Origin of the sequence: Vibrio sp. 10N.286.51.E5 (genome assembly GCF_041469125.1) — a bacterium.
GTDB lineage: Bacteria > Pseudomonadota > Gammaproteobacteria > Enterobacterales > Vibrionaceae > Vibrio > Vibrio crassostreae_C.
On the sequence record NZ_JBFRJZ010000041.1, the window covers coordinates 31147 to 46078 of the forward strand.

Here is a 14932-nt window from a genome sequence, read left to right on the forward strand (position 1 = left end):
CATATTATGTTATCGTATATAGGGCTCTTGTTCATAATGTCGCCCTCTCAACCTCTGTCTCACCTTAAATTCTATAGCGCTAGTTACCTACTGAGACATTCTCTTGCCTTTTATCTAGATTCGGGGCTAGAATTGCACTGTATAAATAACCAGTATAAATTATGAATATATTAACTTATCCAGTGAGTGCAGGCGTGGTGGGTTTTGAGTCCCCAGCTGCAGAATATAAACAACTGGAATTGAGCCTTGATGAATTGCTGGTGGAACACCCGTCATCAACTTTTTTAGCGCTGGCACAGGGAGATAGCATGCAAGGAGTTGGGATTTTTTCAGGTGATGTATTGATTGTAGATCGAGCCCTTACTGCGAAAGACCACGATATTATCATTGCCAATCTAAACGGTGAACTGGTTTGTAAAATTCTAGATATCAAAGGACGTCGCTTGCTGAGTGCGAATGAATCAATGAAGCCGGTAAGAATTGATGAACAAGACTCCTTCGCAATAGAAGGGGTATTAGCGAGTTCCATCAGACTCCACCGTGTATCAACTATGTTTTCGGGTTAAGCATGTATTCATTAATAGATGGCAATTCATTCTACAATTCGTGTCATCAAGTCTTCAGACCTGATTTACGTGGAAAGCCGGTTATCACCGTCAGTAACAATGATGGTTGTGCCGTTGCGGTAAACAATCAAGCGAAGGCGTTGAACATTCCAAAGTTCGAACCTTACTTTAAAATCAAGGCATTATGTGAGCAACATGGCGTTACAGTCTTCTCATCTAACTATGAACTGTACTCCAGTTTGAGCTTGCGGATGATGCAAGTGATTGCACGTTTTGGACCTGAACAACTGATCTATTCAATCGATGAAAGCTTCCTAAATCTGGACAAGTGCATAAACATTCCTTGTTTACGAGAGCATGGGGCCGCAATTCGAAAAGCAATATGGAAAGAGTGTCGGATCCCGGTCTGTGTGGGAACCGGCCCGACGCTCACCCTCTCAAAATTAGCCAACCACGCAGCGAAAAAACTCCCTGGTTATCAGGGGGTATGTGTTTTAGATTCAGTGAAAGAAACCCAACGTGTTCTCCAGGCTATTGATGTGGGTTCAGTTTGGGGGATTGGTCGCAAGCGAACGAAAGCATTGCAATTTATGGGGATCACTACCGCAGCGCAACTAGCAAATTTTTCACCTTCAAAAGCGAGAAAAGAATTCGATGTCGGTGTTGAGCGAACGATACGGGAGCTCAATGGTGAAAAGTGTATTCCATTCGACATAGCAAGAGCAGACAAACAACAAGTTTTTTCTACCCGCAGTCTGGGTAAGCGCATAACGGAATTCGATGAGCTTAGACAAGCTATCAGTCTGCATGTGGGCATTGCCTCGCGAAAGATCCGTGCTCAACAGTCACTTTGTAAAGTGTTGGTTTGCTTTGCAGGAAATTCACCTTTTGACGAAAAGCCGGTTAGTTTCAAAGCGATTCACAAATTTGAGTACGCGACAGCTGATGTGGATACCTTAACCAGTGCGGCCTGTGCTCTGGCCAAAACACTCTACAAAGAAGGTGTTCAGTACTACAAAGTCGGTGTTGGGCTGATTGACCTCGTTGACGGAAGACATGAGCAAGCTGACCTATTTAACCCACAACCCAATAATGCAAAGTTAATGGCTTCGTTTGATCAGATAAACGCAAAGTATGGAATGGACACTATCTTTCTGGCTGCGCAAGGAACACCTACAAGACAGTCTTGGGGTATGCGCCGCGAAATGCTGTCTCCGCAATACACCACTAAATGGAGCGACTTACCTAGAATCGCCTGCTAATTTCTACCCACCGCGTTTGTGATACGCAATCTATTCTCCAATTCAAGCTCTTTATTTGAACATGCCTGTATCGGGTTGTTGGATACTGAACTCAATATTCGAATAACAGAGTAGAGAGCAAGAATGGCAGACATGCTGAAAGACCCGTTTATAAGCCAACGACTCCCCTCGACTTCAAAACCTGCATTTGATGACTGGATTAAACGCCTCCCCGTTGGCAATCAGCTGCCACGGGGGAAGTACTTCAAATGTAAGCTTGTAGTACCTAAGCACCAGTCAGAAGAAACAGAACTACAGTTCAAGCCTTCGCGTTGAAAGGAACAGATATGACTTCAATAAAGATCGTTTCTACAGCACAACGACTTTACCAATGTCGTGAGCAGCAAATATTTCTGTCAGGTGAGCAGGGGTTCATTGAAACATATGAAAAATGGTCACCTGTAATACGGTTAACAATGGCCAGATTCAATTGTAATGAGTTGCATGCTCTAGTCAAAATCTTAGAAATCACTGAGAAGCGACACGATTCAGGCATGTTTACTCATTTGTTGTCGGCAGTAGCATGTGAGATGTGCGAACCAACACTTACCGTTAACTCGAATTATACGACCGAATTCAAAGCGGGAGTTATTGCGAGCAGAAAAGGGGAGAAGTTTGACCCTGAATGCCATATCGAGTGGCAAGAAGGCTACATCCGAGAACAGTTAAGGAGGGTGGCTAATAATGCTCAAACTCGATCTCACTGACTATATGGGGCCTGTTGATAAAGCGTTACTCAGGTTAAGCATCCTAAGTATCGGGTCGCATGTCATGTTAGTGACTAGCTTCAATGGCGAACTCTTCGGTTTCGTTGAAACACTGATTACCTGTTGCTTCGTTTTGGTAGTGGCAACCATTGCCTACAAACAGAAAAGAAAGCTGCGAGCAGAGCAACTTTGAGTTCTTCCTTCTTCCATAGCGTCGTCTAAATATTGAAACCCGATACGAAGTTAAATTGGGAGACTTAGGATGTATAACAAACTCACAGTTAATCTCAGGGAGAGAATATGAAGACAGTGACAGAATTACACACGATGAATGTGGCTCTATATTGCCCTCACTGCGGAGAAGAACAAGATGGTTTTTGTGTCAACCCAGCGGGTGGTGAATTTGAATGCGACGATTGCCATAAGCCATACAAAGTCCACTCTGAAGCCGATATCGAACATAGATAATCCGCAGTCCAATACTCCATATCAATAACATTTAAATCTTGTAAGGAAACGAGTATATGAAAAGAAATGTACACAGAGAGATTGAAATTAATTGGTTGAAAACAGTTTGTATCGTGTCACTGATAGCTTGGACTGTATTCCTCAGTTTCAACGACTCTTTACTGATTGTCGAGCAGGCTTGGCTCATCGTTATACCTTATTTAACTTCAGCCTTTGTTTGGTTAACGTCACCAGCCAAACTGATTGCCATCGAGTATTCATACACTTATGAGCATCAGTCTTAGAAATCAGTTAGGAACCTGTTACTCACCACTATAGAACACCTCGGTGTAATTTATCCCCACCGATGGATATCGATTGTGAGATCAATGGAGAAAACAAGATGCTTAAAAAAAGAACGATAAATGATGCGATGTCTATAGTATGTATTTTCTTATTTCTGGAGATACATTACCTGCATTTGATAATTGAGCAACCAGAGCTGTATAACAACCTAAAAAGCTTAGTAGCTATGGTTCTGGTCATTCCGCTCATTAGTATTGCTTGTCGTATCGATCTCCTAGTCAACAAAAAGGTACTAGCCAATCCAGCTGTGATTCATCTAACAACACGACAATGCGAGTTAATATGGCAAGGAAATAAGTTAAGTAAAATTTCACCGATACCAGTAAAGCAACTGCTCTTAGATAATCCTGATAGTTTCGCGGAGCTGGTGGGTTCGATGTTACGGGAAGCAAAGCAACCTGGGCTTACATTGATGCCTTTGTTAATCGTTCACTCAATGCTTGAACTGACGAAGTTAGAGGAAGAGGAACTTGAACGTTTGCTTATGGGCATTGGTGCTGCAAAAGTCGTGGTAGTTGATGAGCCTGAACAAATAGAAACAGCCATAAAAGCTACAATATTGCCCGACCTATTTGGTGATGCGTAACGTAATGAAACCCCGCAGCTGTCAACATCGGGGTTTCAACAGGCTGATTATGTTCTTCCTCTTGACGCTCGTTTCTGTGCCATTGCACCGTCTTTTGCCAATATCCCACGACCGTATCTCATCACCATAGCCGGTGTTGACCAACGTCCAGCTTGCTGCACTTGCAAGATGGTGTACCCATCAGTCAATAAATCCTGACAAGCGCCAACTCTTGCACTGTGGCCAGTAAAAGTAGCGATACCAACCTTACCCAAATTAAGGGCTTCCCATGCTTTATTGAAAATCTGCTCAACAGTCCATGACGTCATTTTCTTATGGTTTTTCCCACTTTCAGGGTGAGTGGGGTCGATTAATTTTGGCCTGTAAGGAGTGTTGTGTCGGCTGATCCCAACGAACAAAAAGGCTTGTTCATCGGTGTCATCAAGCCCTGCCAATTCAACATATTCATGAATAATATCAACAGCTTCTGGACTAAATACCACTGTATCAGGTTCACCACTATGATTAGATTTAGTGATAGGGATAGTGAGCAATGCCGTTCCGTCACCTGGGTACTCTAAGTGGCCAAAACGGATATTTGCGATTTCCGATGCCCGAAGTAGAGTTTCATAAGCAACAGTCAACAATGCCAGATCACGTCGATACCGTAGGACAGGGGAATGTCGCCATAATTCGGTTATTCTATCTAAGTGTTTTTCTCGAAAGGCTGAAGCTTGTACTATTCGTTCACCTGCTTCAACTTTCCTGCGAAAGATACCGGCCATCTTGTCACGAACGATTTCATCAAGAAAAGGATCAGGACAACCCGAGATACGATGAATTTTTGAAATGGCCCACGCATAAGATCGATTTGAGTTACGGTGTAAGTCGTCGACCTTATCTTCAAAGAATAATTCGATGGTTTCTGCGGCTGCTGGCAATGAGTGATGTTCATGCTCGTGACACCATTTCTCAAATCGTGACCAGTTGCTATAGAGTTGAGAAAGTGAGTTCTTAGCATAACGCTCTTCACGTTTATTGAACTCTCGCAAAAGGTGGTTAATAGCATCTTGAATTTTTTGGTACTGTTCGTTCGATGTACCGTGCTTTCGTGCGAGCATGATCGCCTGGTGAACATGTTCTGGCCTTAAACGGGAAAAGTCCGTATGAAGTGAGATTTCAGTGCCGACCATATCATTTCCAACTTATGCTTTCGTAGTTCGTTACAGTCTAACCAATTCCATGCATTTTTTCTAGATCACATATAATTGTAATTATCTGAGATCTAGAAAATGTGCAATTTATGGCTTTAAATCTACGCGTGATTATCCTGACATTCAATTTATCTGAGTTAATTACAGTGTCACTTTTATTGGAGGGTAGAGGGGCTAAAATTCTAACAACAACGCATCCAGTAAATGAACGGTACATTTTTACCGTGCTTCGCTTCACACGACAATTATCGAACATCGAACAGGTGTTCGTTCGTTCTGGACGTTCGACCAATGTTCGATTAAAATGAATGACATCGAAATCTGAACTTGAGTACCATCTAATGAGCGACATCAGCACACAGAAAGACCTTACCGCAGATCAACTACAACGACGCCAACGTGTTTTTGAAATTTGTGATTCGCTCTTCGTTAAAGGCGAGAAAACCAGTGTTCGCAATGTCTTATCAATGATGCCGGACGTTAAATCTACCTCCACGATTAACGTGGATGTCCGTGAATGGAACACTCAAGCTAAGAACAAACGAATGGACCTCTTCAGAGAACGAGGCTTTAGCGATGAATTTGTTGAATTGTTTTCAACTGAAATCACTCGATTAAGCGCCGCTAAAGATGCAGAGCACAATGCCGAAGTTCTCATGTATAAAGATGAAGCAGATCTGGCCAATGAACTCCTTTTGAAGACGGAGGGTGAGCTGGAGTTAGCCGGTGTTAAGCTTGAAGAATCAAACACTACAATTTCATTGAAAGACAAAGAGATAACCAAGCTTACAACCGAACTTGCGCAAAGCCAAAAGAACTGTGAAGGTATTGAACAACGGCTGACGGATGAGATTGGTGGCTTGCAAGACAAGTTGAATAATCAAAAAATCGATCTTGATAAGGCTCAAAGCCAAGTGGCCAAGACTGAGGTCAAACTCGAAAACCAAGAGACACTAATAGGCAACTTAGAAACTCAGCTCAATGAATGTCGAAACAAGATATCCGAACTAAGTGACACTGTGACTCAGAAATCCGGAGAAATCATCAGGTTCGAAACTCAGGCTCAGGGCGATATTCAACTGATCAAAGAATTACGTGAGAGTCGAAACAAATTCAGCACTGACCTAGCAGAAGTTGAAGCGGAATACATTACAACAAAATCTGAAAACGCACGCCTAGCCAGCGAGTTAGAGCAAGCAACGATAAGGTTTGGTACTGCATCAGAACGACTAACCTCTCTATCAGATCAGTTTACTGAGCTACGTATGTCTAACAGTCAAAACATTAGTACCATCGAAAGACAAGGTGCCTTCAGTAGCCGCCTAGAGGATGATGTTAAGCGTCTTACTCAGCAAAACGAAAGTCAAAAAGAAGAACTAGCGAATAACCAGACCATCATCAAAGAACTTGAGGCCAAAAACCTCCAATTGGGTAACAATTAGGTCCTATTCATTCGACACTCATTTTTCTATTAGATGGTGTACAACCATATGTGTACTCATCTAACTGGAGAGAATTATGAGAGCGACAACAAGCTTGTGTGATGTGTTCCAGGACACTAAATTTTCGGCAATCAAAGACAAGCTCCAAGACATTGCAGAAATCAATCAGAAGTTTCATGAGCAATTTCCCCACTATGGCCATCAACTGCGTGTTGCGAACGTCAACGGGGGCAGCATAGCTATTGAAGCCCCAAACAGTATGGTACTGACGCGTTTAAAGTTCGATAAGCAACAAATTCTTGCTTGGGCTGAGAAGATTGATTCAACAATCACTAACTTGAAACTGTCCGTTAACCCTACTCTTTATAAGTAGTGAGGATCAGAGATTCATGACGAAGGATCAGTCAAGCGGCGAAAATCGATTGTCTATTTGACAACAATGCAGCTCGTCCCACCTAAGATGAGTTTGTGGCAATATAATGCGCCATGACAACGTATTGACGAATCCACATGAAAATGTGGCAGAGTGAAAGTCGCCTAACAGCGACTTTTTCATTTCTACAGTAAGTTGCTCTACTCTATTGAGTCGTTCAAAAGATTCTATACATCCGATGCTTGAACCCTGCAGACTTTAAACCATTCACTCAAATCAACTTTGTGTATTTATCCACCAGCAACTAACAAATTTTGTGGATATCTAACTACCCTATAGAGCTCAGAGGCTTAAAACCGATATTTGTACAATCTATGTATGAATTTAAGGGCCTTATTTGCACACTTATCATTAATGTTAGAGTTCAATTGATTGGGACATGAAATGAACCTAATCGAGATAAGTAGCTATGACTAACTCAATACAAAATGAATATGCGAAGGAAAGGAACGTACTTGCGATATCTCTGTGTATGCCTTTACTAGCTGCCGCTTGTCTAGCTGGGCTCTTGATTGGAAAAGGTAAAGTAGAGCTTTCTATCTTTCAAGAAGTAAGCGTCATTATGGCGTGCAGTGGGTTTATCATTGGGATCATCTTTGGCAATCGACTCGTTCTAACTCAAATGCAAAAAGTAATCACGATTCGCGAGAGAAATAACCAAGTACTGCGTATTAACACTGCTTTAGATAATGGTGACATCAAACCGTATTTTCAAAGTAGAGTTTCACAAACAAGTGGAAAGATAACGGGCTGTGAAGCACTGGCACGTTGGGAATGCCAAGGTTGTGTTATCCCACCTGCAGAATTCATCCCCTTCTCGATCAAAGAAGGCTTGATTTCAGAAATAGACACCGAAATCGCTGTACAAGCCATCGAACAATTAAAGGTTTGGCTGATAACAAATAAAATCACTGACGATTTCACTTTATCGTTTAATGTTGCCGCCGACACTCTACAGTGTACTGATTCAATCAAAAAAATTGCCAATGCTTTGAGTACAGTGGTCAATGAAAGGATATCAATAGAAATAGAGATTACAGAACAAACAAAAATTGAAACCAATGACATGATGCTCAGAAATATCGAGCTCCTGAAACAGTCGGGAGCCGATTTAGCTCTGGATGACTTTACTGCAGGTCACAATAGTATGACTATGTTGACGACCATCAAGTTCGACACAATCAAGTTCGACAGAAGCCTCATTACCTTTAAAGTCAATGATACAAGATCGCAGGAGATAAGCATTAAAGTGCTAGAAAACTTTGTCATCCTGTCTAAGCAGCTGGGGTTGAACACCACTCTAGAAGGGATAGAGACACCAGAAGCACTACAACTATACCAATCTTCAGGTATAGAGAGTTTTCAGGGCTTTTTATTTTCAAAGCCCTTGTCTTCCAATGACTTCGAACAACATTATACTAATTTCAACCATTGACACACGATGCCTAATGGAAGTTCCAAAGGTGGATTGGTCAATGTCAGTGGTCGTTTTGTATTGGCTCATGGTGACGCAAGATTAACGCTATCCGCTAATGAAGTAGAACAAATGACTAACTTGATTACCAACGCGTCTTGGTACGGCTAACGTAGAGGGAAAATGATGATAAAACGTATCGAATTTAATGTTTTAGGATGTGGTATGAACACGAGAACGTCAGCTAACGAACTTCTTGTGGATGTCGCACATGAGCGATTGAATAACTGGTTAGTTGAACAAGCAGTTTCTATTGTCAGTATTGAATCTATTTATGAGACTAAAATTGACACTGGCGACAGTAGATTTATTTGCCTACGACTTTGGTATGCTGACTAAACTGTAACCCACCACTAAGGCAAGAAAAGGAAAAAGTAACTGATGACCGAACTGGTGGGTGCTTTCAAAAACGTTTAGTTAACTGGCTCACTATCTTGAAGATCAGCCTTCACCGCCCCATCGACCAAGAGTACAGACACCGAATAAATAGACTGTTCAATGTTGCCATCTTCATTCATCCGTTCATAACCACCGATAGTCTTGTCCCCGTGCTGTTCTACCAATTGGCTCAGGGATTGTTGGTTCAAACTGCCCTCGCCTTCTTGCACTGATTCAGACGCGACAACTGACACAGAGACAGTGAAAGACATTGAGGCTACCAAAAAAAAAGCAAATTTCGAATTCATACATTTAATCTCTAATGGTCAAACATACTTGCTATATACAACAATTTACGAAAAGTTTAGTTCTTGCTATAGCAATTAGACACATGGCCAGTATGAAATATCTGAATTAAAGCGTTATCGCTCTTGGCTGTCCATATTGTATACCCAAATGAACTGGGCCTAGCTTCTAAAGACCAATCGCTTTGGATCTCATATACGAACCTTGGTGTTTTTATGAAGGTGAGTAGCGAATGGCGATAGTAAGTTTCAACCGTGTCCTCTTTGATTTCTACAAATTCAGTCCAAGACAGGCAGACGGCAAGTAGGCAAAGAGATATCACTTCTTGCACCGGTGGGTGGTAACTATGGGATGAGCTGACCAGTGAGGTGTAAAACATAAACCCAATAAGGACAATGACCCAGCCTCTTACGAAATTTAAAACAGGCACCGTCGCTTGATATTTTGCATTAAAAATAGTCATTGAATTAACTCCGCAATACGTTGATAAGAACCTGGAACCTTACGACTAAACCAATCGTAACGATGTACTTTTTGATCTCGGCTAAATACGTAATCTTGGCTTTTGGTTTTGGTCCACACTGCAACCACCGATTTCGATTTGAATTCATCACTCAGAAACTCAATCGCTCTCGGGGTCATAAAATTTGGATTGATAAAATATGCAGATAGGCCCTTAGACCAACACATATCTATAAACAGTGGATCATCTGAGACAAACACTCGCTTGGTTTTGTTAGTGCCTTTTGTGTAAGACCGGATGAATGGTGATCTCGCGGAGCTGTATCCATTGAGTTTAATGAACACTAAGCGACCTTTGTTAACGAACAATAAGATGGGTTCGCCTTGAAACTCAGTGATGGCATCAATAACGGCATTGGGAACCCAACCGTTAACAGCGTTCACATATTCGATAAATTGTTCAGCGTCTGGAATACAGGATAGATGGTCAGGCACATTGCGTTCATCCACTGAAAGCCCCCACTCTTCCACTTCTTTTGGCAAGACTCTCATTCTCGCGATGTCCATAACGATATCCGTGAATTTGATATCTTCAGGTGTGAGTTCACGGTAAATGTCAGCAGGTATATTCAAACCGGCTAGGCGACATAATTCTATAATGGCGCGATGTGGTGTTACTGAGTGGTCGTTTGAATAGGCGTCGATAATCGAAGTAGGTCCACAAGACTCACAGTTGAAACTGCCAGTGCCTAAAAAGTGGGTCCCCTTGTTTCCACAGGAAGGGCATAACAACTCGACCATTTCACCAGCACCTAATCTGGGGACCAAGTGACCAAAGGCTTGATCGATTGTTTCTTGGGTCATCTTTGGGAATAGATGCTCTTTCAAATATCCATTAACTAGATCGGAATCCATACGCATCTCCGTTTCATTCATTTACACCGAAGGTAGTAAAGAAAGAATGGAGCAATAACGCGATAAAATGGTTAAATAATGAAAGATATTTGGATGTTTATTAGGTGTGAAGGAGTAAAGAGGTGTCGAGGTAATGAAGATTGAGACTGGATAATTAAGTTTCCATTTTAACCTTTAGAGTAAAACTGTTGAATGTAGATCGCTTCAAACAGCATAATATTTTCCCTACTTGTTCGGTTTGTTTATGCGGTTATAAATCAATGCACCATTAAATAACGCGACACCTATCGCTACAACCGTCATCAACATCAGAGGCAATTGAGTTGTTCGAGTAGCTTCGTAATCTGTTAGTAGAACCCAGACCAAGAACGCGAACGCAATAACTACCGAAATTACTATTTTTGTCATTAACGCATTTTCCCCCATTAGCTGATTACTGGTAAAAGGCTAGTTTTTTTAAACCTTTCCATTTCCGATACTGGCACATGAAAATCTATCTCCGGAGGGTTATTTTTAGCACCGTTCATTTTGAACTGTACTAAGTGGTATAACGCTCGGTCATCAGCAGGTAAAACATGAAACTCACCTGTAGATGGTAGTTCGATGCTACAGCAAGCCACACCATCAAAAATCAAGATCATCGGAGTTTCAGGGCTGTTCGGGACAAGGGCTATTTTGAACCCTGTAAAGTCATGTGTGTCCATTTAATACCCCTAAGCTACAAAATCCTGTTTAAATTTTCTGGTCTACCAGATCTATCCCAAGGAACGTATAACCATCGTGAATGTTCGATTTGGTCTAATATCAATAGCCCTCAAAGAAGCACATTGAAGGGAATGCAACGCGCAGCAGTCATTAATCATCGTCACCTTCAAAGGCTTTGTCTCGATCCATCTCATTTGAAAGCCAATGAACATATGGAAGACCTCCAAACAGTTTGTCTTCTTCTCTTTCAGGGGATGAATGACGATGAGATACGCCACGTCTCCTTACTCCAGAATTTTTGCGTCGGTTGTTCTGCATTCTATTGCAAAAATCATCGTGGCTTTGTTGCTCAGTTCTTCGTGACATATTGTAATCTCCTGTTGTTGCATATTTTAGTTATACAACAAAAAAGCTACTAATGAATATGTTCCGTACCCAAATTGGGGGGAATGTATTTAGAAGTGTTGTATTGCTCGGTCTAGACAGTCGCCGGTATCCGCATTACAACCGATGATCACATTCTCACGGTATCGCGTTGAATCGTTGCCAAAGGCTGGCAACATTGCGCCCTGTGACACCCTACGAGGCTTTTTCTGGTGGGTAGCATCAAGTAAGCCATTGATATCCATATACGCTTGCCATTGCTTAGGCGACATCTGAGCGTATTGTTCCGGTTCTATGCCAATAGTGAGACGACTGGCCGCTGACCTACTAGCCGACATCGCAAAGTGTTCTATTTCTTTATCCGCCAATTCAACTGAATATTGGTATTCGAATTTGTCCCAAATACAGTAAGAGTAACTATCCACTTTTGTTTCTTTTGGTACAGGTTCACCCTTGAAGCTACCAACTCGTACAAATCTACTTTGTGAATAAAGCGGAAGCGTAAGTTTCGTGTCACTTTCATATAAAGCCTGTAGAACCGGTGAATGAAATTCAAAGGAGTTCGGTTCAATACAAAGCTGTCGCACTTTTAGCTGGTGGCCATCATCAAAGTGATTTCCTAGACTGATGCGAGAAGAAACATTTCCTTGATGCACCACTCGGTGGTACATGTCCATTGCATAACCGTTACTATCTATAATTGCAGCTAAACGAGAATCAAAGTCATGATTGCCATATGAGCTACCTCGTGAACGTAATGTAACCTTCACTCTGTTACTAGAAATGCGCTCGATACCTTCAACTTGAGTAAAGATAATGAAATCCGAATAATGCCGTGCAATTTCAGTCACAATTCGCATTGACTTAATATCACGTTCCACCAACTTGCTCTCATGAAGCTGCAGCTTTAGCGAATTAATCAAATCAGACTGTTCACCACGTTTACTCAAACTCTCGATCTGAGAAGACAACATCGTAATGCGCTTTCGAAGAGGATGACCAGGCTCCCTATGATATTGCTCCAGACTTCTTCTTAAAACTTCATCATTCTTTATCATTTCAAGCTGAGACTGGAACTCTCTTCTGTCTATATCCACATTGACTGTCAGTGATACACATTTAAAATCAGCACCAGTGCAGTTATTCACTGATTGACTAACTACATCCACATCGGCTACTAGAGGTAGTAGAACCTTCAATGTCTCTAGATAAGTTCCGTTATAACTTTGACTCGTCTTTACATAACCACGTAGATCCGCTTTAGAGACAGCTAAAAACGCAGCTTCATCTTTCAATTGCTGAAACAGAGCCTGCGTTACTTGCTCGCTCGGAACTACGCGCTCTACAGTTGCGTCGAATGGCTTTGCAGTCACTAGGCTAGACATTAGAAACAACAAAATAAACATACGTCCCATACATCACTCCTCCACTGTTAACGAACTCAAAGCAGTACCATACCCTGCGGTCTGTAAGCCCACGTATGGAACAACAAGAGGGTACGTTGGTTGATAGCGCTCAATTCTGAATGGGTATCTCATTCCGGCTGCGACTTTAGAGAAGGCAACATGGGGTTCGCCATTAAGCATCAACATGAATTGTTTAGGGGTTATAACCTGTGAAGAACACACCGCATCAATGCATCCTTGTCGGATCGTATTAATCTCATCTGTATAACGTGACTCTATCCATGCTTTATCAAAGTTGGAATCAACGAGAAGCCAATCATCAATATTCGTTTCATCCCCATGGAAATCCGTGGCTACCTCCCGGATACGAACAGTACTAAACACCGTCACATGGGACCCCAATAAAGTTGCCTGTTTTGTATCTTTAGGAAACACCAATTCTCCATTAAGCAATTCACAATAGGTTGGTATCCCTGAACGCTTGAATACTGAATCAGATTCGGAACCTTTTTCGTAATAGTACCCACGACCTATATGGACTATCTTTCCTGACACGTTGATTGCTACTTCTGGCTCTCGGTGAAACAACTGAGCTGTTGTCAGCGATTGATGTGATAAGTAATCATCTGCCGATGCGAATAACATGCAATGGTACTTAGCCCTAAATTCGACCTGCTCTATGGACAGCTCTGGGACACTCATCTTCATAGTCACATACCGAGTATCAGAGATTAAAGATGGAACGGCTTTTACCAGATCATTCATCTTCTCAGAACCAGGTAGGACAAACGAATAGGCAATGTACTGAGACGTTGATGGCTCACCTATTGAGTCAAACACAGGCACCTTATTCAGCTTAACTTCTTGTGGAACGAACCCCGTATCCTTAAATATCGTAGATACCTTGATACGTTTAACAAGCTCCTTTTGTTCCTTTGCTCTGAGCCTTAACCACTGAGAATAGATTCCGTCTTCTGCGCGGAACTCAATTGGTAACCGAGAGTGGCGTGACTCTATCAATGTAAATTGGTTTAGCTGCGCACTTAGTACATCTTTGGGCTTTGACTCAAGTTGCGACATGCCACTAGCACTGTTATGAAGGCTTTGAGTGATAGCCTTAGCAATTTGTTTATCGACTATCAATTTAATGGTTGTTTCTAAGCAAATGCCAACATCGCATTCAACTTTATCCTGAGCTAAGACAATAAGTTTCTGAATGGATGGCTGGTAGGAATACACAAGTCCATATTTGTCTCCCTTGGAAATGGTTTGCTCAACTCGTTCCAATGCATCAACTTTAGCGGCTTCCACACCTAAAGCTTCTAAGCCAACCGTAGTTTGCGCATCCATGATTAATAAACTTCTCCCTGAAACCTCATATGCTTCAGAAACGAACGACATGATCATCAATGCGATTGTGGAATATATCTTCATTCGGAAACCTAAAAAAAACCCTATTGGAGTTTGTATACACCAATAGGGTTTAGTTATTAGAAATATCGATTAAACGTCATCAATATGGGCATTATGTTAGTTTTGTGTCTTGATCATAATTCACGTCACCATCGATTTCTCCTACTGAACCTCCCAAGCCAACTACAGTATCAAGCTTGTCGCCATTGATAATTTCATCGGCGTCCATTTCAAGATTTGTCTTGTCGCCAGTAGTTAAAGCTGTCGCAATATCCAACTTATTAGAGTTGTCTCCTAAGTTTGCGTCAGACGTACTTGGGTCCATATGTCCATCGTTTGGAGCGTCAAATCCTGTTGATGCTAGTTGAGTACCACTTTCTCGCATCATAGAGTCATGTTCTGCACCATCGTTAGGTGCTACCGATGTGTCAAACTGGTTAGGAGTATC

The 14932-nt window shown here is 41.8% G+C and carries 21 protein-coding genes; 12 read left to right on the forward strand and 9 right to left on the reverse strand.

Features of this window, described 5'->3' with window-relative positions:
* Window positions 1-161: 161 nt before the first annotated feature.
* The 7 genes from AB4161_RS14915 to AB4161_RS14945 all read left to right on the forward strand — a co-directional run bounded on the left by AB4161_RS14915 (window position 162) and on the right by AB4161_RS14945 (window position 3973).
* Entirely contained in the window at window positions 162-566 is a 405-nt protein-coding gene (locus AB4161_RS14915) for a LexA family transcriptional regulator (protein WP_086715489.1), read from the forward strand.
* A gap of 2 nt (window positions 567-568) precedes the next feature.
* On the forward strand, window positions 569-1828 hold the full coding sequence (locus tag AB4161_RS14920) for a Y-family DNA polymerase (protein WP_136987129.1): 1260 nt from the start codon (window positions 569-571) through the stop codon (window positions 1826-1828).
* A 326-nt stretch (window positions 1829-2154) separates the two neighbouring features.
* Window positions 2155-2574 carry a hypothetical protein gene (locus AB4161_RS14925; RefSeq protein WP_102305828.1) on the forward strand — a complete coding sequence of 140 codons (420 nt, stop codon included), beginning with the start codon at window positions 2155-2157 and terminating at the stop codon, window positions 2572-2574.
* Window positions 2552-2767, forward strand: coding sequence for a hypothetical protein (locus AB4161_RS14930; protein ID WP_102305829.1), 216 nt, complete (start codon window positions 2552-2554; stop codon window positions 2765-2767). The genes AB4161_RS14925 and AB4161_RS14930 overlap by 23 nt, the downstream gene beginning before the upstream one ends.
* A gap of 107 nt (window positions 2768-2874) precedes the next feature.
* A complete protein-coding gene (locus tag AB4161_RS14935; protein WP_157936602.1) occupies window positions 2875-3042 on the forward strand; it encodes a hypothetical protein in 168 nt (55 codons plus the stop codon).
* A gap of 56 nt (window positions 3043-3098) precedes the next feature.
* Window positions 3099-3326 carry a hypothetical protein gene (locus tag AB4161_RS14940; protein ID WP_102305830.1) on the forward strand — a complete coding sequence of 76 codons (228 nt, stop codon included), beginning with the start codon at window positions 3099-3101 and terminating at the stop codon, window positions 3324-3326.
* Between the two features lie 98 nt (window positions 3327-3424).
* Window positions 3425-3973 (forward strand): hypothetical protein, encoded by a 549-nt coding sequence (locus AB4161_RS14945; protein ID WP_372083544.1) that lies wholly within the window; start codon window positions 3425-3427, stop codon window positions 3971-3973.
* A gap of 47 nt (window positions 3974-4020) precedes the next feature.
* Here AB4161_RS14945 and AB4161_RS14950 read toward each other — a convergent pair whose 3' ends face one another.
* Window positions 4021-5145 (reverse strand): tyrosine-type recombinase/integrase, encoded by a 1125-nt coding sequence (locus tag AB4161_RS14950; RefSeq protein ID WP_372083546.1) that lies wholly within the window; start codon window positions 5143-5145, stop codon window positions 4021-4023.
* A 329-nt stretch (window positions 5146-5474) separates the two neighbouring features.
* Between AB4161_RS14950 and AB4161_RS14955 the strand changes: the two genes are divergently transcribed.
* From AB4161_RS14955 to AB4161_RS14975, 5 genes are all read left to right on the forward strand, one after another.
* Window positions 5475-6608, forward strand: coding sequence for a hypothetical protein (locus tag AB4161_RS14955; protein WP_136987190.1), 1134 nt, complete (start codon window positions 5475-5477; stop codon window positions 6606-6608).
* A 76-nt stretch (window positions 6609-6684) separates the two neighbouring features.
* Window positions 6685-6981, forward strand: a complete 297-nt coding sequence (locus AB4161_RS14960; RefSeq protein ID WP_102305834.1) for a hypothetical protein — start codon at window positions 6685-6687, stop codon at window positions 6979-6981.
* Window positions 6982-7450: 469 nt separating this feature from the next.
* A complete protein-coding gene (locus AB4161_RS14965; RefSeq protein WP_154723898.1) occupies window positions 7451-8476 on the forward strand; it encodes an EAL domain-containing protein in 1026 nt (341 codons plus the stop codon).
* Between the two features lie 6 nt (window positions 8477-8482).
* The gene (locus AB4161_RS14970) at window positions 8483-8626 is read left to right on the forward strand and encodes a hypothetical protein (RefSeq protein ID WP_154723897.1); all 144 of its coding nucleotides are present in this window, start codon (window positions 8483-8485) and stop codon (window positions 8624-8626) included.
* 54 nt (window positions 8627-8680) lie between these two features.
* Window positions 8681-8854, forward strand: a complete 174-nt coding sequence (locus AB4161_RS14975) for a hypothetical protein (protein WP_154723896.1) — start codon at window positions 8681-8683, stop codon at window positions 8852-8854.
* A gap of 74 nt (window positions 8855-8928) precedes the next feature.
* Here AB4161_RS14975 and AB4161_RS14980 read toward each other — a convergent pair whose 3' ends face one another.
* The 8 genes from AB4161_RS14980 to AB4161_RS15015 form a co-directional block, all read right to left on the reverse strand.
* A complete protein-coding gene (locus tag AB4161_RS14980; RefSeq protein ID WP_136987187.1) occupies window positions 8929-9165 on the reverse strand; it encodes a hypothetical protein in 237 nt (78 codons plus the stop codon).
* 493 nt (window positions 9166-9658) lie between these two features.
* Window positions 9659-10576, reverse strand: coding sequence for a hypothetical protein (locus AB4161_RS14985; RefSeq protein WP_136987186.1), 918 nt, complete (start codon window positions 10574-10576; stop codon window positions 9659-9661).
* 225 nt (window positions 10577-10801) lie between these two features.
* Window positions 10802-10984: a hypothetical protein gene (locus AB4161_RS14990; protein ID WP_154723895.1), complete on the reverse strand. Its 183-nt coding sequence runs from the start codon at window positions 10982-10984 to the stop codon at window positions 10802-10804.
* Between the two features lie 17 nt (window positions 10985-11001).
* The gene (locus AB4161_RS14995) at window positions 11002-11280 is read right to left on the reverse strand and encodes a hypothetical protein (RefSeq protein ID WP_154723894.1); all 279 of its coding nucleotides are present in this window, start codon (window positions 11278-11280) and stop codon (window positions 11002-11004) included.
* 151 nt (window positions 11281-11431) lie between these two features.
* Window positions 11432-11647, reverse strand: a complete 216-nt coding sequence (locus AB4161_RS15000) for a hypothetical protein (RefSeq protein ID WP_081231368.1) — start codon at window positions 11645-11647, stop codon at window positions 11432-11434.
* Between the two features lie 89 nt (window positions 11648-11736).
* Entirely contained in the window at window positions 11737-13080 is a 1344-nt protein-coding gene (locus tag AB4161_RS15005; protein WP_154723893.1) for a hypothetical protein, read from the reverse strand.
* A gap of 3 nt (window positions 13081-13083) precedes the next feature.
* Window positions 13084-14505, reverse strand: coding sequence for a hypothetical protein (locus tag AB4161_RS15010; protein ID WP_136987184.1), 1422 nt, complete (start codon window positions 14503-14505; stop codon window positions 13084-13086).
* A gap of 91 nt (window positions 14506-14596) precedes the next feature.
* A partial coding sequence (locus AB4161_RS15015) for a hypothetical protein (RefSeq protein ID WP_372083547.1) occupies window positions 14597-14932 on the reverse strand: 336 nt, incomplete at its 5' end.